We start from the raw sequence: 19,733 nt of genomic DNA on the forward strand, positions 1-19,733 counted from the left end.
AACCGTGGCACATTTTCCGAAACCGGCTGCCGGTAGCTGGACCGAGAACTGGCCGGAGCTCGGCACCGCGCCGGTCAACTACGAGGACTCGATCGATCCCGAGCACTGGAAGCTGGAGCAGCAGGCCATCTTTCGCAAGACCTGGCTGCAGATGGGTCGCATCGAGCTGATCCCCAAGAAGGGCAGCTACATCACCCGCGAGCTGCCGTCGGTCGGCCCGGGCACCTCGATCGTCATCGTCAACGACGGCGAGCAGATCCGGGCGTTCTACAACATGTGCCGCCACCGCGGCAACAAGCTGGTGTGGAACGACTACCCCGGCGAGGAGACGTCCGGCACCTGCCGCCAGTTCGTCTGCAAGTACCACGCCTGGCGCTACAACCTCAAGGGCGATCTCACGTTCGTCCAGCAGGAGGGCGAGTTCTTCGACCTCGACAAGGCCGACTACCCGCTCAAGCCGGTGCGCTGCGAGGTGTGGGAGGGCTTCATCTTCGTCAACTTCGACGACGACGCGGTCTCGCTCGAGGAGTACCTGGGCGAGTTCGGCCAGGGTCTGAAGGGCTATCCCTTCCACGAGATGACCGAGCACTACAGCTACCGCTCCGAGGTCAAGGCGAACTGGAAGCTGTTCATCGACGCGTTCGTCGAGTTCTACCACGCGCCGATCCTGCACATGAAGCAGGCCGAGAAGGAGGAGGCCGAGAAGCTGGCCAAGTTCGGCTTCGAGGCGCTGCACTACGACATCAAGGGCGACCACTCGATGATCTCGTCCTGGGGTGGGATGAGCCCGCCGAAGGACCTCAAGATGGTCAAGCCCATCGAGCGCATCCTGCACAGCGGCCTGTTCGGGCCGTGGGACCGCCCGGCCATCAAGGGCATCCTGCCCGACGAGCTGCCCCCGGCGATCAACCCCGGACGCCACAAGACCTGGGGCCAGGATTCTTTCGAGTTCTTCCCGAACTTCACGCTGCTGTTCTGGGTGCCGGGGTGGTACCTCACCTACAACTACTGGCCCACCGGGGTGGACTCACACATCTTCGAGGCCGATCTCTACTTCGTACCGCCGAAGAACCTGCGGGAGCGGTTGTCCCAGGAGCTGGCCGCGGTGACGTTCAAGGAGTACGCATTCCAGGATGCCAACACCCTGGAGGCGACCCAGACCCAGATCGGCACCCGGGCGGTCCTCGACTTCCCGCTGTGCGATCAGGAGATCCTGCTGCGCCACCTGCACCACACCGCGCACAAGTACGTCGACCGGTACAAGGAGTCGCTAGCGAGCACCAACGGGGCCGGCACCAACGGCCAGGCCGCCACCACTTCGGAGAAGGATCACGCACATGCCTAAGCTGCCCGAGGAATTCGCCGACCTGGAGCGGTTCGCCGACTGGTGCCTGCCCACCGAGGAGGAGCGCTATCAGAAGCGCCTGAACTCCACCATGGAGGAGATGCAGGAGCTCTACGACGCAGGCATGGCCCGGCTCGAGGACATCATGGTCTACGTCGACGCGCGTTTCCCGCTGTCGAGCATGCCTGAGGACGCCAAAGCCCTGGTGCACCTGGGACAGTCGATCGTCATGGTCAGCTTCCCGGTCGAGGTGTGGAAGCAGCCGCGGGTGCTCGACAGCGGCGCGGCCTACATCCAACTGGTCAAGGAGCCGGTGGTCTAGCGGTGCGTGACGAATCGCCGAGCCTACGGAACCTGACGAAAATCCCACGGAAACCGTCAACAACCGTAGGCTCGGCGCGAACATGCTGACACTGAAGGCCGCCGGCTACGTCGACGTCGACACCGGCGAGATCGTCCGGCCCGGCATCGTCCGTGTCGAGGGCGACCGGATCGTCGGTGTGGGCAAAGGAGCGGTTGGCCCCGACGATCAGGTGATCGACCTCGGCGACGCGATCCTGCTGCCCGGTCTGATGGACATGGAGGTCAACCTCCTGATGGGCGGGCGCGGGGAGAACCCCGGCCTGTCCCAGGTGCAGGACGATCCACCGACCCGCGTGCTGCGCGCGGTGGGCAACGCCAGGCGCACCCTGCGCGCCGGGTTCACCACCGTGCGCAACCTCGGGCTGTTCGTCAAGACCGGCGGCTATCTGCTCGACGTCGCACTCGGCAAGGCCATCGACGCCGGCTGGATCGACGGACCCCGCATCGTGCCCGCGGGACATGCGATCACGCCCACCGGCGGGCATCTCGATCCGACGATGTTCGCCGCGTTCATGCCGGGCGCGCTGGAGTTGACGGTCGAGGAGGGCATCGCCAACGGGGTCGACGAGATCCGCAAGGCGGTGCGGTACCAGATCAAGCACGGTGCCCAGCTGATCAAGGTGTGCGTGTCCGGCGGCGTGATGTCGCTGACCGGTGAGGCAGGCGCACAACACTATTCGGACGAGGAACTCCGGGCGATCGTCGACGAGGCACACCGCCGCGGGCTGCGGGTGGCCGCGCACACCCACGGCGCCGAAGCGGTCAAGCACGCGGTGGCGTGCGGAATCGACTGCATCGAACACGGCTTCCTGATGGACGACGAGGCCATTCGGATGCTCGTCGACAACGACCGGTTCCTGGTGACCACCCGGCGACTGGCCGAGTACATGGACGTCTCCAAGGCCCCACCGGAGTTGCAGGCCAAGGCGGCCGAGATGTTCCCCAAGGCGCGCACGTCGATCAAGGCCGCCTACGAGGCCGGGGTGAAGATCGCCGTCGGTACCGACGCACCGGCAATCCCGCACGGGCGCAACGCCGATGAACTCGTCACGCTCGTCGAATGGGGTATGCCGCCCGCGGCGGTGCTGCGAGCGGCCACCGTGGTCGCCGCCGACTTGATCAACGTCACCGACCGCGGCCGGCTGGCCGAGGGTCTGCTCGCCGACATCATCGCCGTCCCGGGAGATCCGTTGTCCGACATCACCGTCACCCGGGACGTGAACTTCGTCATGAAAGGCGGAAAGGTCTTCAAGAATGACAGCGCCCATTAGCGAGAAGCGCCTCGCCGACCACATCGAGATCCAGCAACTGCTGGCCAAGTACGCAGTCACCATCACCCAAGGTGACATCGACGGGCTGGTGTCGGTGTTCACCCCCGACGGCACCTACAGCGCCTTCGGCTCGACCTACACGCTGGCGCGGTTCCCCGAACTCGTCGACGCCGCCCCGAAGGGGTTGTTCATGACCGGGACCTCGCTGGTCACGCTGGACCCGGACGATCCCGACAAGGCCACGGGCACACAGCCGTTGTGCTTCATCGAGCACTCGCAGCACGATATGCGCATCGGCTACTACAACGACACGTATGTGCGCACCGACGGCGGCTGGCGGTTGAAGACCCGCGCCATGACGTTCATCCGGCGCAACGGCGACCACGACTCCGGCCGTCCCCACGCGATCGGAAGGCCCGAAGCCGGATGACCGACCTCGCACAGGCGACCCCCGCGGAATTCCGGTCCCAGCTGGCGGCCTGGCTGGACGCCAACGACCTCTCCCCCGACGGCGACCACTCGCTGGAGGGCCACATCCGCCAGTTCGCCCGGGTGCAGCGCGCGCTGTACGACGCCGGGTGGATGCGCTACGGCTGGCCGGAGCGGGCCGGCGGGCTGGGCGGACCGGACATCCTGCGGGCCATCGTCGGCGAAGAGGTGGTCGGCCGCCGGTTGGCCGAACCGGGTCCGTACTCGATGCTCGAGGTGCTGGCGCCCACGATGATCGACTACGCCTCCCCCGAACTGGCCGCCGAGATGGTGCCCAAACTGCTCAGCGGCGAAGAGCAATGGTGCCAAGGCTTCTCCGAACCCGGATCGGGTAGCGATCTGGCGTCGCTGACCACCCGCGCGGTGCAGCAGGGCGACCAGTGGATCGTCAACGGCCAGAAGGTGTGGACGAGTTTCGCCCAGTACTCGCACCGCTGCATCCTGCTCACCCGCACCGGCGGCCCCGACACCCCGAACCACGAGGCGATCACGGCGTTCTTCGTCGACCTCGACACCCCCGGGATCAGCGCGCGCCCGTTGCGCACCATGCACGGCGTCGACGAGTTCTGCGAGGTCTACTTCGACGACGTCGCCGTCGACGCCTCACGCATGCTCGGCAAACCCGGTGAGGGCTGGCGGCTGGCGATGGATCTGCTGCCCTACGAACGCTCGACGTGCTTCTGGCAGCGGATCGCCTACCTGTACTCGCGGTTCGACGCGCTGGTGGAGGAGGTCAAGCGCGTGGGGCAGGCCGTCGACGCCGACATGGGCGACGTGTACCTCGCCCTGCACACACTGCGGTGCCGCTCCCGGGCCACCCAGCACCGGTTGGCCGACGGCCACAAGCTCGGCCCGGACACGTCGATCGACAAGGTGCTGCTGGCCAACGCCGAACAGCTGCTCTACGACACCGCGCGCGATCTGCTGCCCGGTGTCATCGAACTCGACGACACCGAATGGCGCACCGAGTACCTGTATTCGCGTGCGGCGACCATCTACGGCGGCACTGCCGAGGTGCAGCGCAACATCATCGCCCGCCGGCTGCTCGACCTCGGGAAGGAGTGATCGTGGACCAGCAGTCACTCGACATGCTCGAAGCGTCGCTGCGCAAGACCATGCTGTCGACGTCGGGACCCGAACTCGACGCCGCGCTGACCGAACTGGGCTGGGCCGAGATGCTGTCGTTGCAGCCCGATACCGCGGTACCGTTGGTCTTCCGCCTGCTCGGCGAAACCGGTTCGCATGCATCGGTTCTGGTGGACGTGGTGCTGCACGCGACCGGTAACACGATCGGCGACACCGTCGAACTGCCGCTGCCGTACGCGGGCAACCAGTGGGTCGTGTGGGACAGGATCAGCGCCGAGAGCATCGATCCGACCCTGGGCGGGCTGCCGCTGCGCCGCGAGGAGGAGGGCTACCCGATCCGGGTCGCCGAGGCCCGGGTTGCGGTGGGCTGGTGGCTGGTCGGATCGGCGCGGGCGATGCTCGCACTGGCACGTCAGCACGCACTGGACCGGGTGCAGTTCGGCAAGCCGATCGCACAGTTCCAGGCCGTGCGGCACCGGTTGGCCGAGACGCTGGTGGCCATCGAGGGCGCCGAGGCGACACTGACGCTGCCGGGTTCGGAGAACCCCGACCTGACCGCACTGCTCGGCAAGGCTGCAGCGGGTAAGGCCGCGCTGACGGCGGCGAAGAACTGCCAGCAGGTGCTCGGCGGTATCGGGTTCACCGCGGAGCACGACCTGCACGTGCACGTGAAGCGCGCGCTGGTGCTCGACGGGTTGCTGGGCAGCTCACGGGAACTCACCCGCCGCGCGGGTGCGGGGCTGCGGGCGCGGGGTTCGGCCCCTCGCCTGGTCGAGCTCTAACTAGAGTCGCCCGCCGACCGTCGGCAGGGTCTGCAGTACCACGGCGACGGCGGGGCCGGCCCGGTCCGCGCCGGGCAGCACCGCCGCGCCCATGTCCCGCACGGCCGCGGGGTCGGCGAGCGTGATCTGCCGACAGCCCTGCGGCGGCGTGGTCTCGGGCGGCACGATGGCCACGCCCAGGCCAGAGGCCACCAGACCGCGGACCGTGTGCAGATCCTCCCCCTCGAACGCGATGTCCGGGCTCACCGCACTGGCGGCGAACAGTTCGTCGACCGTTCCGCGCAAACCCCAGCCCGGTTTCATCGTGATGAACGGTTCACCGGCGAGTTCGCTTGTGCGCACGGAGGATCGGTGCGCCCAGCGGTGGTCCTCGGCGACGAGCACGCACAGCGGTTCGTCGAAGAGGTGCAGGACCTGCAGCCCCTTCGGCGGCGGGCGAAGCCGCGAGACGAGCGCGATGTCGGTCTCGCCGTCGGTCAGCTTGTCCAGGCAGATCCGCCGGGCGCCCTGGGACAGCACGAACCGCACGCCGGGGTGGGTGCGGCGGACCGTCCGGATCAGCTCGGGCACGTAGCGCTCCCCCAACGAGGTCTGGAACGCCAGCCGCACCGTCGCGCGGGCCAGCTCGTGGCGGGCCTGCAGCACCTCCACCCCATCGGTCACCGCGTCGATCGCGCGCTGCGCATGCGGGAGGAACGCCCTGGCGGCGTCGGTGAGCCGGATGCCCCGGCCCGCGGTCTCGACCAGCGGTACGCCGAGCCGGTCCTCGAGCCGGCGCACGATCCGGCTCACCGTCGGCTGCGGCATGCCGAGCATGGCCGCCGCCGTCGTCACGTGTTCGACCTCGCCGAGGGCGACGAGGACCGGCAGATACGGCAGGACCGCGCCGACCGTGTCGCCGGGCCCGCCGTTTCTCATGTCGATAGCGTATGGGACAGCGCACTCACATGCATTGGACATATGATTCCGGGCTTCCTACCGTCGGGGCCATGCGCTCGTCCGGTTCCCCCACCGCGGTGCGCCCCGCCGTCTCGGGCGCCGAGCGCCGGCTGTCGGTGGCGCTGTGGTGCGCGGGCCTTGCGGCGTTCTCGTTGATGTACGCCCCGCAGGGGCTGTTGACCGAGATCGTGCGCGACACCGGCCTCGACGCGTCCCGGGTGTCGCTGCTGGTGTCGGCGTCGACGCTGGGGCTCGCGGCCTCGGTGCTGCCGTGGGCGTGGCTGTCCGACCGGATCGGTCGCCGTACGGCCATGCGGGTCGCGGCGGCGGGCGCCACCGTGACCGCGGTGGCCGTGCCGTGGCTGCCCACCTTCGACGCGCTGCTGGCCGGCCGGTTCCTGCAGGGCGTCGCGCTGGGCGGGATCCCGGCACTGGCGATCGCACTCGTCCACGAGACCGCGCCGGCCGCCCGCACGGCGGCCGCCGCGGGACGCTACGTCGCCGCCACCTCGCTGGGCGGGCTCAGCGGACGTCTGGTGGTGGTCCCGCTGGCCCAGCAGCTCGGCTGGCGGTGGTCGCTGATGGCGCTCGCCGCGGCGTGTGCGGTCCTGATGATCGTGATGGCCGCCGCGCTGCCCCCGAGCCCGCACCCCAGCCGGCGCGACGACCCGGGTGGCAGCACGCTGGCCCATCTGCGCGACCCCGGCATGCTGGCGTTGTTCGCGATCGGCAGCACCCTGATCGGCGGGATGGTCGCGGTCTTCAACTACCTGCCCTTCCGGCTGGAGGCGCCGCCATACGCGCTGAGCCCGACGGTGGTGTCGCTGATCTTCTTCGCCTACCTCGGCGGCACTGCCGGGTCCCGCGCCGCGGGACGCCTGACCCGGCGTCTCGGCGCGGTCCCCGTGCTGACGCTCGGGTGTCTGTTGCTCGCCGGGGGTGCGGCGGCGACGATCGCCGCACCGCTGCCCGTCGTCGCGTTCGGTGTCGTGGCGCTCACCGCGGGGTTGTTCCTCGGCCATGCCGTGGCGACGCACCTCGTGGCCGCCCGGGCCGACCGCGGCCGCGCCCAGGCCGGCGCGCTGTACAACATCAGCTACTACGCGGGGTCCAGCGTGTTCGGGTGGCTGGGCGGGCTGATGTGGCTGTCAGCCGGATGGGTCGGCGTCGCCGCGATGGTGGTCGGCCTCGGGACCGTCGCGCTCTGGCTGACCCTGCGCGTGCGGGCTACTTGACCGTGCTCTTCATCTTGTCGAGGTCGACCAGCACCGGCCAGCCGCCGACGCTGAGCGCGTTGCCGTGTCCGGTCTGGTGGATGTCGAACACCGACTGGATGGCCGCGTAGAACCCCTGCACGTCGAGCGTCTGATTGACCGCCCGCTTGGCCTGGCGCAACGCGAACGGCGGCATCGTGGCGATCTGCTCGGCCAGTGCGCGGGTTTCGGCGTCGAGGTCGTCGCGGGGCACGACGCGGTTGACCATCCCGGTGCGCTCGGCCTCCTCCGCGGTCAGCGGTCGGCCGGTGAACAGGATCTCCTTGGCCTTACGCGGCCCCAATTCCCAAGTGTGGCCGTGGTATTCGACGCCGCCGATCCCCATCAGCGCCACCGGGTCGGAGAACAGCGCATCGTCGGCGGCGATGATCAGGTCGCACGGCCAGCACAGCATCAACCCGCCGGAGATGCAGCGCCCCTGCACCGCGGCGATCGACGGTTTGGGCACGTTGCGCCACCGCAGCGTGTACTCGAGGTAGCGCTTGGATTCGTGGGCGATGATGAAGTCGAGCGTGATCTTGTCCGGGACGGGCCCGCCGCCCCGCAGGTCGTGCCCGGCGGAGAAGTGTTTCCCGTTGGCCCGCAACACGATCACCACCACCTCGGGGTCCTCGGCGGCGCGGGTCCACGCCGCGTCGAGCTCGTCGAGCAGTTCGGTGTTCTGCGCGTTGGCCACGTCGGGCCGGTTCAGCGAGATGGTCGCGATCTTGTCGGCGACCTCGTAGTCGATGTACACGTCTTCCCCTAACTCCTGGGCAGCCCGAGCGTGCGCTGGGCGATGATGTTGCGCTGGATCTCCGACGTCCCGCCCGCGATGGTGCCGGCGAAGGTACGGGTGTACCGCTCGAACCAGCCGCATGAGTAGGCGTCGAGGTTGAGCGGGGTCCACGGGCCGACGGTGGTCGGGTGCGCCAGACCGTCGGCGCCGACCGCGTCGAGTGCGTGTTCGGTGGCGCGCTGCCCGGCTTCGGAGCCGAGCAGTTTGAGCACCGACAGCGCCCCGGCGTCCTCGACTCCCCTGGCCGCGCGCGCCAACGCCACGGACCCGAGCAGCCGCACCGCCACCGAGTCCATCGCCATCGTCGCGTAGCGGTCGCGGTCCAGCGCGGTGCGCGCCGGAAAGTCCTCGACGAGATCCTGCAGCCGGTCGGCGTAACTCAGCCACAGCATCGTGCGCTCGTGACCCAACGATCCGTTGGCCACCCGCCAGCCGTCGTTCTCGGCGCCGATGAGGTTCTCCGCGGGCACCTCGACGTCGGTGAAGAACACCTCGTTGAAGTCGAGTTCGTCGGCGTCGCAGATCGAGGCGAACGGCCGCCGCACCACCCCGGGTGAATCGGTGGGGATCATCAGCACGCTGATCCCCCGGTGTTTGGCCGCGTCGGGATCGGTCCGCACGAACGTCAGGATCACGTCGGCCTCGCTGGCGCCCGACGTCCAGACCTTCTGGCCGTTGACGACGTAGGTGCCGGCGTCGGTGCGCACGGCCCTGGTGCGCAGCGACGCGAGATCCGAACCGGCGCCGGGTTCGCTCATCCCCAGCGCGGCGGTGATCTCGGCGCGCAGGATCGGCACCGCCCACGTGCGCTGTTGTTCGGGCGTGCCGAACGAGATCAGCGAGGCGGCGATGATGCCGACACCCTGCGGGTTGAAGCTGTGGTAGATCCGGCGCCGCGACAGTTCGAGCTGGTAGGCGTACTGCTGCAGGATCGTGGCGTTGCGACCGCCGAACTCGGGCGGGTGGCCGGGCAGCAGCCAGCCGTTGTCGAACAGCAGTCGCTGCCAGCGGCGGGCCCACTCAGGCAGATCGGCGGAGGACCGGGGGCGCTCGCTGGCGTCGGCCTCGGCGGGCTGGTGGGCGTCGAGAAACGCCACGAATTCGTCCCGGAAGGCTTCGACGTCGTCGTCGACAGTCAGCTGCACGGCACTCCCGGGTCTGTTCTCAGGGGAAACGCTTCTCTAATGCGTAATCCGAGAATACTATTCTCGTCATGAGGAAGGCACAATCTCCGACACGTTGGCCGCGAGGGGGGCTCGGACCGCAATGCCCAGGCGTTCTCCGGTACAGTTCATGCATGTTCTCCCGAACCGGCCAGGCACCGAGCTGCCGGTGAGCACCCCCAGCGAAGAGCCTGCCTGGAAGCAGCGCGCCGTCGAGCGGTCCATCAAGACCGCCAAACTGCGCGCCGCGCAACGCGTCCAGCGCTTTCTCGACGCCGCGCAGGCGATCATCATCGAGAAGGGCAGCACCGACTTCACCGTCCAAGAGGTCGTCGACCGCTCGCGTCAGTCGCTGCGCAGCTTCTACCTGCAGTTCGATGGAAAGCACGAACTGCTGCTCGCGCTGTTCGAGGATGCGCTGAGCCGCTCGGCCGACCAGATCCGCGCCGCGACCGCGAGCCACACCGACCCGATCGAACGCCTCAAGGTCGCCATCCAGCTGCTCTTCGAGACCTCACGGCCGGACCCCGCCGCCAAGCGGCCCCTGTTCACCGACTTCGCACCCCGCCTGCTGGTCTCGCATCCGGCCGAGGTCAAGATCGCGCACGCACCCCTGCTCGTACTGCTCACCGAGTTGATGGAAGAGGCCAGCGCCGCAGGTCAACTGCGTGACGGCATCAATGCCAAGCGGATGGCCGCGATGACGATGCAGACCGTCATGTTCGTCGCGCAGAGCAGCGGCGGCACTGACGACGCCGTCCATCCCATCACCGCCGACGAGGTCTGGGACTTCGTCGCGCACGGTTTCGCCAAGATCTAGCGCACCCACTTCCCGCCCCGCGGCGTCGCCACGGGGCGCATCGGCGCATTCTCGTGAAAATGCCGTTCTTCTAAGCGGATAGTCGAAATCGCCCGAAGCGAGTGTGGCGTTGACACAATCGATTACCGGTGGGAAGGTGCTGAGCAAGTGCACAGCGAAGCCCACGAACCAGAATCGAGGAACCGATGGCAGGACGGGTAGAGGGAAAGGTCGCGTTCATCACGGGCGCGGCGCGCGGCCAGGGCCGGGCGCACGCGGTGCGGCTCGCCCAGGAGGGTGCCGACATCATCGCCGTCGACATCTGCAAGCAGATCGACAGCGTCCGGATCCCCCTGTCGACGCCGGAAGATCTCGCTGAGACCGCGGACATGGTCAAGAACCTCGACCGCCGGATCTACACGGCCGAGGTCGACACCCGTGACTTCGACGCGCTCAAGGCCGCCGTCGACGCCGGCGTCGAACAACTCGGCCGCCTCGACATCATCGTCGCCAACGCCGGCATCGGCAACGGCGGCGAGACGCTGGACAAGACCAGCGAGGGCGACTGGGAAGACATGATCGACGTCAACCTCGGCGGGGTGTGGAAGACCGTCAAGGCCGGTGTCCCCCACATCCTGGCCGGCGGCCGCGGCGGGTCGATCATCCTGACCAGCTCCGTCGGCGGGCTCAAGGCCTACCCGCACACCGGCCACTACGTCGCGGCCAAACACGGTGTGGTGGGCCTGATGCGGACGTTCGCGGTGGAACTCGGCGCCCAGAACATCCGCGTCAACTCCGTGCACCCGACCAACGTCAACACCCCGCTGTTCATGAACGACGGCACCATGAAGCTGTTCCGCCCCGATCTGGAGAACCCGGGGCCCGAGGACATGAAGGTCGTCGGACAGCTGATGCACACCCTTCCCATCGGCTGGGTGGAGCCCGAGGACATCGCCAACGCGGTGCTGTTCCTCGCCTCCGACGAGGCCCGCTACATCACCGGTGTCACGCTGCCCGTCGACGGCGGCAGCTGCTTGAAGTAGCACACACTCCGCGCAGACCGGGGACCTCACCGCTGGTGAGGTCCCCGGTTCGCGTAGAAGGCAATCACGCGAAAGCCGCCGCACCGGAGGATCCGGGTGGTTGCATGGACTCGCGCGAATGCGGGGACAGGGGGTGGGTGTGAAGCGACTCAACGGCATGGACGCCATGCTGCTCTACAGCGAGACCCCCAACCTGCACACCCACACGCTGAAAATCGCGATCATCGACGGCGCCTCCTACGAGCAGACCCACGGGGCCCCGTACACCTTCGAGGTGTTCCGCCGCACCATCGCCCGCCGCCTGTACCTGCTGGAACCGCTGCGCTACCGACTGGTCGACATCCCGTTCCGCTTCCACCACCCGATGTGGTTGGAGAACTGCGACGTCGACATCGACTACCACGTGCGCACGGCATCGGTGCCCGCACCGGGCGGACGCCGCGAACTCGACGAGGTCATCGGGCAGATCGCGAGCACACCGTTGGACCGCAGCAGGCCGCTGTGGGAGTTCTACTTCGCAAAAGGTATGGCGGACAACAGGTTCGCGCTGATCGGCAAGGTGCACCACACCCTGGCCGACGGTCTGGCGTCGGCGAACCTACTGGCCCGGCTGATGGATCTGGCCGGCGCCGAGGTGACCGAACGCGACGAGTACACGACCTGCAGCCCGCCGACGCGGTCGCAGTTGCTCGCCGAGGCCGGCCGCGACCACCTGCAGAAGGTGGCCGAGTTCCCCGGTCTGCTCGGCGAGGCGGTGCGCGGGGCGGTCCGGGTCCGGCGGCGGGCACAGGACATGCGCGGCGCCGACGACATGGCCAAGATGTTCCGCACCCCGCCGACGTTCCTCAATCACGTCGTCTCGCCGGGGCGGACGTTCGCCACCGCCTCGGTCGCCCTGACCGACGTGAAGGAGACGGCGAAGGCACTCGGCGTGACGTTCAACGATCTGGTGCTCTCGGTCAGCGCGGGTGGACTACGGGAGCTGCTGCTGCGCTACGACGGCCGCGCCGACCGGCCGCTGCTGGCCTCGGTGCCGGTGGCCACCGACCGCTCCCCCGACCGCGTCACCGGCAACGAGATCAGCGGGCTGGCGGTCTCGCTGCCCGTCCACGTCGACGATCCGTTGCGGCGGGTGCGGCTCACCGCACTGGCGACCAAACGCGCGAAGGAGATCCACGATCTGATGGGCCCGCGGCTGCAGGGCCGGATGATGGAGTACCTGCCACCGCCGGTGGCGCCCACCGCATTCCGCTGGCAGTCCGAACACGCCGCGCACAACCGCATCATGAACGTGGCGATCTCCAGCGTGCCCGGCCCACGCGAACGCGGCCACATCGGCGGCGCCGACGTCACCGAGATCTACTCTGTCGGAGTGCTGTCCGCCGCGAGCGCGTTCAACATGACCGTGTGGAGTTACGTCGACCAGGTCGACATCTCGGTGCTCTCCGACGACCAGACGTTCGACGACATCCACGAGGCCACCGATGCGATGCTGCACGCACTGACCGAGATCCGCCGCGCCGCCGGACTGCCCGCCGATCTGCGCGCGGTCGACAGCGCGATGGCGCCGGCGACCGCGGTCTAGTCGAGGCGGGCCAGCAGGTCGTTGCGCAGCACCTTGCCGGTGCCGCCGCGGGGTAGTTCGTCGAGGACCAGGATTTCGCGGGGCACCTTGTAATTCGCGAGGTTGGCCCGGACGTGGTCCTTGAGCTCGTCGGCGGTGACCGATTTTCCGTCGACGGGGACGACGAACGCCGCGAGCCGCTGCCCGTACTTCTCGTCATCGACACCGAGCACCGCGGCCTCGGCGACCGAAGGGTGTGCGGCGAGCGTCTTCTCGACCTCGATCGGGTAGACGTTCTCGCCGCCGGAGACGATCATCTCGTCGTCGCGGCCGACGACGAACAGCCTGCCGTTCTCGTCGAGGTAGCCGACGTCGCCCGACGCCATGAAACCGTCGTGGAAGTCCTTCGTCGACCCCGAGGTGTACCCGTCGAACAGGGTGCCGCTGCGCACGAAGATGCTGCCGGTCTCCCCGGGTGGCAGTTGGCGGAACTCGGGATCGAAGATGCGGATCTCGGTGCCGTCGGCGGGAGTGCCCGCGGTGTCCGGCGCCGCGCGTAGATCCGCCGGGGTGGCGGTGGCGATCATGCCGGCCTCGGTGGCGTTGTAGTTGTTGTAGATGACGTCGCCGAACTGGTCCATGAACGCGGTGACGACGTCGGGCCGCATCCGTGACCCCGACGCCGCCGCGAACCGCAGCGAACGGCCGCTGTAGCGGGCCCGCACCTCGTCGGGCAGATCCATGATCCGGTCGAACATCACCGGCACCACGATCAGCCCGGTGGCCTTGTGCTCGTCGACCAGCGCGAGCGTGGCCTCCGGGTCGAAGCGCCGACGAGTGACGATCGTGCAGGCCAGCAGTCCGGCGAACAGCAGCTGCGAGAAACCCCACGCATGGAACATGGGCGCGACGATGACGGTGGTCTCCTCGGCGCGCCACGGCGTGCGGTCCAGGACCGCCTTGAGGTCACCGGCGCCGCCGCTGCCCGCGGAACGCTTGGCGCCCTTGGGGGTTCCGGTGGTGCCCGAGGTGAGCAGGATGATCTCGCTGCTGCGCTCGGCCGGGCCGGGCCGTTGCCCGCGGTGCCCGTCGATCAGCTTGTCGACGGTGCGTCCGTCGTGCCGGTGGTCGGCCCAGGCGACGATGCGCACCGCGTCGGGCAGGTTGGTCAACGCCCGGTCGACGATCTCGGTGAACTCCTCGTCGTAGATCATGGCGTCGGCGCCTTCGCGTTCGGCGACCTCGGCCAGCGCGGGCCCGGCGAAGGAGGTGTTGAGCAGCAGCGCGTCGGCGCCGATGCGGTTGGCGGCCAGCAGTGCCTGGACGAAGCCGCGGTGGTTGCGGCACATGATGCCGACCGTCCGGGGGGTGCCGCCCGGAAGCCGTTGCAGCGCAACGGCCAGCGCATCGGAGGTGTCGTCGAGTTCACGGAATGTCAGGGTGCCGCGTTCGTCGACGAGCCCCGGCCGGTCGGGGCAGCGCTGCGCGGCGGTGGCGAAGCCGACCGTCGCGGTCATGCCGACCCGGCGCACGGCAGCACCCATCCGTAGGTAGCGGTCCGGCCGCAGCGGGGCAACGAGCCCCGACCGCACGAGCGTCTGCATCAGCCCGACACTCGCGCCGAGCTTGGCGACGGTGTCCCCCAGGAGCGGGATCATCCGAGCACCGGGAATCGGCGCTCACGCGCGAGTTCGTCGAGCGCCTTCTGCATTACTGCGCGCACATGCGCGTCCACTTCGGCCACATCGGGATTCTCGCCGAATTGTTCGGTCACGTCGATGGGTTCGAGCACGCGGGTGACGACCTTCGACGGCAGCGGCAGATTGGGCGGGAAGATCAGCGACAGCCCGAACGGGAAGCCGATGCTGATCGGCAGGATCTCCATGCGGACCTTCTTGAGCCCGAGCCTGCGGGCCAGCGCATCGCCGCGCGCGAGGAACAGTTGGGTCTCCTGTCCGCCGATCGACACCATCGGCACGATCGGCACCCCGGACTCGATCGCGGTGCGCACGTAGCCGGTGCGACCGGCGAAGTCGATCTTGTTCTCGGCGAACGTCGGCCGGTAGGAGTCGTAGTCGCCGCCCGGGAAGACGAGCACAACCGCGCCCGAACGCAGGGCCTTGCCCGCGTTCTCGCGGCTGGCCTCGATCACGCCGGCGCGGCGCAGCAAGCTGCCCAGCGGCGGCACGAACACCCCGTAGTGCGCCAGCGTGTACACCGGCCGGTCGTACCCGAATTTCTCGTAGAAGGCCGGTGCGAAGATCAGCACATCGGGGGTCAGCATGCCGCCGGAGTGGTTGGCCACCACCAACGCGCCACCGGCCGGCGGGATCGCGTCGAGGTTGCGGACGTCGGAACGGAAGTAGCGCCTGATCGCCGCCCCCGCCGTCTTCGCGATCGTCGCGGTGAACTCCGGGTCCCATTTGGCCACCTCGGGCCGGTCCGGCGACATCCGGTCGTCGTTCTCGCTCATCGGCTTCCCCCTGGCGGCTGCCTCGTCGCAGCGTTGCGGATACGTTACTCTCGCTAACGGAGAACACGATAACCGCGTCCCCGTGCGTGCTGAGCTCTCAAGGAGAACCATGTCAGACGCGGTGCTCGTCACCGGCGGTTTCGGTTTGGTGGGTTCTCAGACGGTGCGCCGGCTGGCCGAACTCGGCAGGACGGTGGTGGCAACCGATCTGCAGACCGACGCCAACCTGAAAGCGGCGCGGGCGCTGCCCCCCGATGTGCAGGTCCGGTGGGCCGATCTCACCGATGCCGGCCAGGTCTCCGAGCTGCTCACCGACGTCGCCCCCGCGGCGATCATCCACCTCGCCGCGGTGATCCCTCCGCCGATCTACCGGAGCCGGAAGGTCGCGCGCAAGGTCAACGTCGACGCCACCGCGACGTTGGTGCGTGCGGCCGAGGCGCTGCCGTCGTCGCCCCGGTTCGTGCAGGCCTCCAGCAATGCGGTGTACGGCGCCCGCAACCCGCACCGCCACGCGGGCCCGGTCACGGCCGACACGCCGCCGAATCCGACCGAGCTGTACGGCGGCCACAAACTCGAGGCCGAGGAACTGGTGCGCGCGTCGAGTCTCGACTGGGTGGTGCTGCGCCTCGGCGGCGTGCTGAGCACCGATCCGAAGGCGATGCCGTTCACCACCGATGCGCTGTTCTTCGAGAGCGCGCTGCCCACCGACGGCCGACTGCACAGCGTCGACGTGCGCGACGTCGCATGGGCGTTCGCCGCGGCCACCACCGCCGACGTGGTCGGCGAGATCCTGCTCATCGCCGGCGACGACACCCACAAGCTGCGCCAGGGTGAGGTCGGACCCGCACTGGCCGGCGCCCGAGGGATGGCCGCCGCGCTGCCGCCGGGGCGCCCCGGCGACCCCGAGCGCGACGACGCCTGGTTCATCACGGACTGGATGGATGCGACGCGCGCGCAGGAAGCGCTGCAGTTCCAGCACCATTCGTGGCCCGACATGCTCGCCGAGATGAGCAACCAGATCGGGGTGCTGCGCTATCCCCTGCAGGTGCTCGCCCCGCTGGCGCGGCTCTTCGTCGCCCGCCAGGGCGCCTACCGCGACAAACCCGGCAGATACGCCGACCCGTGGGCGGCGATCCGCTCGCGCCTGGGCGACCCCTCCCTCGATCGCTAAGCCGGACCCAGGGTGGCCGCACCCGTCTCCGGGTGCGGATACCAGCCGCCCGCGGCCTGGGTGCCGCCGTCGACGTGGATGGTCTGCCCGGTGATGTAGGTGGCCATGTCCGAGGCGAGGAACACCGCCGCCGAGGCCATTTCGTCGACATGTCCGGCGCGTCCCATCGGCACCATCTGGGCCAGCGTTCCGGAGAGGTCGCCCATCGCGAGCTGCTGCAGACCCTCGGTCATGGTCAGATCCGGGGCGAGCGCGTTGACCCGGATCCCGTGCGGGGCCAGTTCGTAGGATGCGGTCCTGGTGTAGTTGACGACGCCGGCCTTGGCCGCGGCGTACGCCGCGTATCCCGGTGCGGCTCTGGTGCCTTCGATCGAGGTCACGTTGATGACACTGCCGGGTCGCCCGGTGTCGACCAGTCGCCGCGCCACGCGCTGGGTGTACAGCAGCACATGGCGGAGATTGCTGCGGTACAACGCATCCCACCCGTTCTCCGAGGTCTCCAGAAGGCCGGAGCGGAATGTGCCGCCTGCGTTGTTGACCAGGATCGACACGGTGCCGAGCTCACGCTCGGTGCGTTCGAGGGCCGCGTCGACGGCGCCGGAGTCGCGCACGTCGGTGGGCAGGCCGAGCGCGCCGATCTCGGACGCGGCCGCCGCGCAGGTGTCGGGATCGCGTTCCCAGATCGCGACCGATGCGCCGAAGGCCGCGAGCCCCCGCGCGATTCCCTTGCCGATGCCGGCGCCGCCGCCGGTGACCACGGCGACCCGGCCGGTGAGCAGGATGTCCGACGGTGCGATGGCCATGGTCAGCGCGCCGGCTCGGATCCGATGACACCGTCGGCTTCGAGCCGGGCGATCTCGTCGTCGTCCAGGCCGAGTTCGCGCAGCACGTCGTGGTTGTGCTCGCCGAGGAGCGGCGCCGGGGCGGTGTGCACGCGCTGCGGTCCGCGGCTGCTGCGGAACGGCACGGTGCTGTGCGGGGTCGGCGGGTTGATCGGATGCTCGACGGTCTCGAAGAAGTGTCGCGTCGCCAGCTGGGGGATCTCGGTCTGGCGATGCGGTTGCAGCACCTTGGCGACGGGAACGCCGTTGTCCCACAACGCGTCGACGATCTGGTCGCGGGTGCGCTCGGCACACCACGCCGCCAGATACCGGTCGATGAGGTCGTGGCGGGCGTGTCGACCCGCCGCGGTGGCCAGGTCGTCGGACGCCGCCCAGTCCGGCTCGCCGAGCGCCGTGCGCAGACCCGCCCACTGCACGTCGGTGGCCACGGCGACGGCGACCCAGCTGTCGGTGCGGCCGAACTCGTCGATCTCGTTGGACAGGTAGAGGTTCTGCGGCGCCGCGGTGGGTCCGCGGTTGCCGTTGCGCTGCAACACCGCGCCGTAGGCGGAGTGCTCGATGACCTGCTCGGCGGCCACGCTGAGCGCGGCGTCGACCATCGCGGCCTCCACCATCGACCCCTCACCGGTGCGCCGACGGTGCTCGAGCGCGAGCAGGATGGCATTGAACGCGTGCACGCCGGCGTTGGGGTCGCCGACTGAATAGGGCTCGAAGGGGTTCAGGTCGGGATAGCCGGTGAGCCAACTGATCCCGGCAGCGGCTTCGATGACGTAAGCGAACGCCGGGTTGTCGCGCCACGGGCCGTCGAGCCCGAAGCCGGGCATGCGGGCCATCACGATGTCGGGTTTGATCTGCCTGACGGTGTCGTAGGTCAGCCCCATGCTCTCGATGACCCGCGGGGTGAAGTTCTCCACGAGGACGTCGGCCGTCGCGATCAGTTGCTTGAGCAGATCGCGGCCGGTGTCGCTGGACAGGTTCAGCGTGATGCCGCGTTTGTCGGTGTTCAGGCCGGAGAAGATCGGCGACTGTTCCCACCAGGTGTCCTCGGTGACGGGGATGCCGGCGATCAGCCGGGTGCCGTCGGGATGGCGGGTGGATTCGACGTGGATGACGTCGGCGCCGAGCATGGCCAGCAGATGGGTGCAACTGGGACCGGCCCAGAACGTCGTCATGTCGACCACCCGCAGGCCCGCGAACGGGAGCGCTTCCCGCGAAACCGCATTCCCTGCGGTCAAGTCGTCACCTTGACGACAGGGAATGCGGTTTCGGCGGTAGAGCTCGGTGTGCTCACCGAGTCGGGGTGCGGGCCCGGGCGGACGGAGCAGCGGGGGCGACATGCGATAGGGCGCGGCGGGCTGGGTGAACCCGTCGCGCGGGTTCTTCGTGAACGAGCCACGTTCGACGTAGTGGTCGAGGTCGGCGACGTTGGCGCCGTTGGCCACCGGCGCGTTCGGGATGCGGAACGCGGTGGCCAGGTCGCGGATCTCGTCGACGGTCTGCTCGGCGACCCAGGCGTAGAGCTCGTCGGCCTTCTCGTTGGCCTGCTGGGTGATCGACAGCGGCGAGTCCTCGTCGATCCACTCCTCGTGACCGGTCATCGCGCACAGGTCGAACCACTGCTGGGCGGTGCCGCAGCCGATGTCGACCAGACCGTCCTTGGCGCGGGCGATTCCGGGGACGGTGAGTTTGCGGGCGTTGCGCCACGGCCTGCCGAGCATCTCGAAGTAGCTCACCGGGTAGTAGGTCAGGCCGAGGATGGCCGTCTCCAGCATCGACAGGTCGATCAGCTCGGCGCCGCCGCGCATCCGGGCGGCCAGCGTCGCCCCGCTCGCGTACGCCCCCGCGAGGTATTCGCCGATCTGCCCGCCGACGTAGACCGGCGCCCGGTCCGGGGCGCCGCGGCCCAGCCCGACGATCCCGCCCGACCAGGCCTGTAGCGTGAATTCCGTTGCCGGCCGGTCGGTCCAGGGTCCGTCGAGGCCGAACGGGGTGATCGCGGTGACGGTGAGGTGCGGATGCCGCTCGCGGATCGCCGCGGGCGAGAAGTCGGTGTGCTCGGCGATCGCGGAACCACGCGACCACACCACCGCGTCGGCCGAGGCCAGCAGCCCGTCGGCGAAGTCGGGATCGGCCACCACGCTGTGCTTCGAACCGGCCAGGTAGGCGAACAGCGCCCCGTCGCCACCGGTGTCGGCGCCCGAGGCCGACCACCGGCGCAGCGGATCACCGTCGGGGGTCTCCACTTTGACGATCTCGGCGCCACCGTCGGCGAGGAGTTTCGTGCAGTAGGCGCCCGCGATACCGGTCGACAGTTCGACCACACGGAAGCCCTCGAGCGGCGGTGTGGCCAT

General features: G+C 69.0%; 18 protein-coding genes. 11 read left to right on the forward strand and 7 right to left on the reverse strand.

What is annotated here, in order from left to right:
- The first annotated feature begins 4 nt into the window (after window positions 1-4).
- The 6 genes from AU194_RS24185 to AU194_RS24210 all read left to right on the forward strand — a co-directional run bounded on the left by AU194_RS24185 (window position 5) and on the right by AU194_RS24210 (window position 5,336).
- A complete protein-coding gene (locus AU194_RS24185) occupies window positions 5-1,345 on the forward strand; it encodes an SRPBCC family protein (protein ID WP_059091807.1) in 1,341 nt (446 codons plus the stop codon).
- Window positions 1,338-1,667, forward strand: coding sequence for a hypothetical protein (locus AU194_RS24190; RefSeq protein WP_059091808.1), 330 nt, complete (start codon window positions 1,338-1,340; stop codon window positions 1,665-1,667). Before AU194_RS24185 ends, AU194_RS24190 begins: the two co-directional genes overlap by 8 nt.
- Before the next feature lie 82 nt (window positions 1,668-1,749).
- Window positions 1,750-2,979: an amidohydrolase family protein gene (locus tag AU194_RS24195; RefSeq protein WP_059091809.1), complete on the forward strand. Its 1,230-nt coding sequence runs from the start codon at window positions 1,750-1,752 to the stop codon at window positions 2,977-2,979.
- Window positions 2,963-3,409 carry a nuclear transport factor 2 family protein gene (locus AU194_RS24200; protein ID WP_059091810.1) on the forward strand — a complete coding sequence of 149 codons (447 nt, stop codon included), beginning with the start codon at window positions 2,963-2,965 and terminating at the stop codon, window positions 3,407-3,409. Before AU194_RS24195 ends, AU194_RS24200 begins: the two co-directional genes overlap by 17 nt.
- Complete coding sequence (locus AU194_RS24205; protein ID WP_059091811.1) at window positions 3,406-4,533, forward strand: acyl-CoA dehydrogenase family protein; 1,128 nt, start codon at window positions 3,406-3,408, stop codon at window positions 4,531-4,533. Before AU194_RS24200 ends, AU194_RS24205 begins: the two co-directional genes overlap by 4 nt.
- A gap of 23 nt (window positions 4,534-4,556) precedes the next feature.
- A complete protein-coding gene (locus AU194_RS24210; protein WP_197417728.1) occupies window positions 4,557-5,336 on the forward strand; it encodes an acyl-CoA dehydrogenase family protein in 780 nt (259 codons plus the stop codon).
- Here AU194_RS24210 and AU194_RS24215 read toward each other — a convergent pair whose 3' ends face one another.
- The gene (locus AU194_RS24215) at window positions 5,337-6,254 is read right to left on the reverse strand and encodes a LysR family transcriptional regulator (protein ID WP_059091813.1); all 918 of its coding nucleotides are present in this window, start codon (window positions 6,252-6,254) and stop codon (window positions 5,337-5,339) included.
- A gap of 71 nt (window positions 6,255-6,325) precedes the next feature.
- Between AU194_RS24215 and AU194_RS24220 the strand changes: the two genes are divergently transcribed.
- Entirely contained in the window at window positions 6,326-7,510 is a 1,185-nt protein-coding gene (locus tag AU194_RS24220; protein WP_059091814.1) for an MFS transporter, read from the forward strand.
- On the opposite strand, the gene AU194_RS24225 is transcribed toward AU194_RS24220, so the two are convergent.
- Both AU194_RS24225 and AU194_RS24230 read right to left on the reverse strand, forming a co-directional pair.
- The gene (locus AU194_RS24225; protein WP_059091815.1) at window positions 7,503-8,285 is read right to left on the reverse strand and encodes an enoyl-CoA hydratase; all 783 of its coding nucleotides are present in this window, start codon (window positions 8,283-8,285) and stop codon (window positions 7,503-7,505) included. The two genes, AU194_RS24220 and AU194_RS24225, sit on opposite strands and share 8 nt — an antisense overlap.
- Before the next feature lie 8 nt (window positions 8,286-8,293).
- Window positions 8,294-9,472, reverse strand: a complete 1,179-nt coding sequence (locus AU194_RS24230) for an acyl-CoA dehydrogenase family protein (RefSeq protein ID WP_059091816.1) — start codon at window positions 9,470-9,472, stop codon at window positions 8,294-8,296.
- A 121-nt stretch (window positions 9,473-9,593) separates the two neighbouring features.
- Between AU194_RS24230 and AU194_RS24235 the strand changes: the two genes are divergently transcribed.
- The 3 genes from AU194_RS24235 to AU194_RS24245 all read left to right on the forward strand — a co-directional run bounded on the left by AU194_RS24235 (window position 9,594) and on the right by AU194_RS24245 (window position 12,917).
- Window positions 9,594-10,310 (forward strand): TetR/AcrR family transcriptional regulator, encoded by a 717-nt coding sequence (locus AU194_RS24235; protein ID WP_082698828.1) that lies wholly within the window; start codon window positions 9,594-9,596, stop codon window positions 10,308-10,310.
- Window positions 10,311-10,495: 185 nt separating this feature from the next.
- Entirely contained in the window at window positions 10,496-11,332 is an 837-nt protein-coding gene (locus tag AU194_RS24240; RefSeq protein ID WP_059091818.1) for a mycofactocin-coupled SDR family oxidoreductase, read from the forward strand.
- Between the two features lie 139 nt (window positions 11,333-11,471).
- Window positions 11,472-12,917, forward strand: a complete 1,446-nt coding sequence (locus AU194_RS24245; RefSeq protein WP_059091838.1) for a wax ester/triacylglycerol synthase family O-acyltransferase — start codon at window positions 11,472-11,474, stop codon at window positions 12,915-12,917.
- Here AU194_RS24245 and fadD12 read toward each other — a convergent pair.
- Together fadD12 and AU194_RS24255 are read right to left on the reverse strand one after the other, a co-directional pair.
- Window positions 12,914-14,500, reverse strand: a complete 1,587-nt coding sequence (fadD12, locus tag AU194_RS24250; RefSeq protein ID WP_369804210.1) for an acyl-CoA ligase FadD12 — start codon at window positions 14,498-14,500, stop codon at window positions 12,914-12,916. The two genes, AU194_RS24245 and fadD12, sit on opposite strands and share 4 nt — an antisense overlap.
- Window positions 14,501-14,550: 50 nt before the next feature.
- Complete coding sequence (locus tag AU194_RS24255) at window positions 14,551-15,369, reverse strand: lysophospholipid acyltransferase family protein (protein ID WP_059091820.1); 819 nt, start codon at window positions 15,367-15,369, stop codon at window positions 14,551-14,553.
- A gap of 109 nt (window positions 15,370-15,478) precedes the next feature.
- Between AU194_RS24255 and AU194_RS24260 the strand changes: the two genes are divergently transcribed.
- Window positions 15,479-16,540 (forward strand): NAD(P)-dependent oxidoreductase, encoded by a 1,062-nt coding sequence (locus AU194_RS24260; RefSeq protein WP_059091821.1) that lies wholly within the window; start codon window positions 15,479-15,481, stop codon window positions 16,538-16,540.
- Here AU194_RS24260 and AU194_RS24265 read toward each other — a convergent pair.
- Both AU194_RS24265 and AU194_RS24270 read right to left on the reverse strand, forming a co-directional pair.
- Window positions 16,537-17,343 carry an SDR family NAD(P)-dependent oxidoreductase gene (locus AU194_RS24265; RefSeq protein ID WP_059091822.1) on the reverse strand — a complete coding sequence of 269 codons (807 nt, stop codon included), beginning with the start codon at window positions 17,341-17,343 and terminating at the stop codon, window positions 16,537-16,539. The two genes, AU194_RS24260 and AU194_RS24265, sit on opposite strands and share 4 nt — an antisense overlap.
- 2 nt (window positions 17,344-17,345) lie before the next feature.
- Window positions 17,346-19,733, reverse strand: coding sequence for a CaiB/BaiF CoA-transferase family protein (locus AU194_RS24270; RefSeq protein ID WP_059091823.1), 2,388 nt, complete (start codon window positions 19,731-19,733; stop codon window positions 17,346-17,348).

This window comes from Mycobacterium sp. GA-2829 (assembly GCF_001499965.1).
Classification (GTDB): domain Bacteria; phylum Actinomycetota; class Actinomycetes; order Mycobacteriales; family Mycobacteriaceae; genus Mycobacterium.

What these genes read in the sequence shown, in the direction of transcription:
- AU194_RS24270 (WP_059091823.1), bottom strand. Translation starts at nt 19,733, where the DNA reads ATGGCCACACCGCCGCTCGAGGGCTTCCGTGTGGTCGAACTGTCGACC.
- AU194_RS24255 (WP_059091820.1), bottom strand. Translation starts at nt 15,369, where the DNA reads ATGAGCGAGAACGACGACCGGATGTCGCCGGACCGGCCCGAGGTGGCC.
- AU194_RS24190 (WP_059091808.1), top strand. Translation starts at nt 1,338, where the DNA reads ATGCCTAAGCTGCCCGAGGAATTCGCCGACCTGGAGCGGTTCGCCGAC.
- fadD12 (WP_369804210.1), bottom strand. Translation starts at nt 14,500, where the DNA reads ATGCAGACGCTCGTGCGGTCGGGGCTCGTTGCCCCGCTGCGGCCGGAC.
- AU194_RS24265 (WP_059091822.1), bottom strand. Translation starts at nt 17,343, where the DNA reads ATGGCCATCGCACCGTCGGACATCCTGCTCACCGGCCGGGTCGCCGTG.
- AU194_RS24210 (WP_197417728.1), top strand. Translation starts at nt 4,557, where the DNA reads ATGCTCGAAGCGTCGCTGCGCAAGACCATGCTGTCGACGTCGGGACCC.
- AU194_RS24195 (WP_059091809.1), top strand. Translation starts at nt 1,750, where the DNA reads ATGCTGACACTGAAGGCCGCCGGCTACGTCGACGTCGACACCGGCGAG.
- AU194_RS24235 (WP_082698828.1), top strand. Translation starts at nt 9,594, where the DNA reads ATGCCCAGGCGTTCTCCGGTACAGTTCATGCATGTTCTCCCGAACCGG.
- AU194_RS24220 (WP_059091814.1), top strand. Translation starts at nt 6,326, where the DNA reads ATGCGCTCGTCCGGTTCCCCCACCGCGGTGCGCCCCGCCGTCTCGGGC.
- AU194_RS24205 (WP_059091811.1), top strand. Translation starts at nt 3,406, where the DNA reads ATGACCGACCTCGCACAGGCGACCCCCGCGGAATTCCGGTCCCAGCTG.
- AU194_RS24260 (WP_059091821.1), top strand. Translation starts at nt 15,479, where the DNA reads ATGTCAGACGCGGTGCTCGTCACCGGCGGTTTCGGTTTGGTGGGTTCT.
- AU194_RS24200 (WP_059091810.1), top strand. Translation starts at nt 2,963, where the DNA reads ATGACAGCGCCCATTAGCGAGAAGCGCCTCGCCGACCACATCGAGATC.
- AU194_RS24215 (WP_059091813.1), bottom strand. Translation starts at nt 6,254, where the DNA reads ATGAGAAACGGCGGGCCCGGCGACACGGTCGGCGCGGTCCTGCCGTAT.
- AU194_RS24240 (WP_059091818.1), top strand. Translation starts at nt 10,496, where the DNA reads ATGGCAGGACGGGTAGAGGGAAAGGTCGCGTTCATCACGGGCGCGGCG.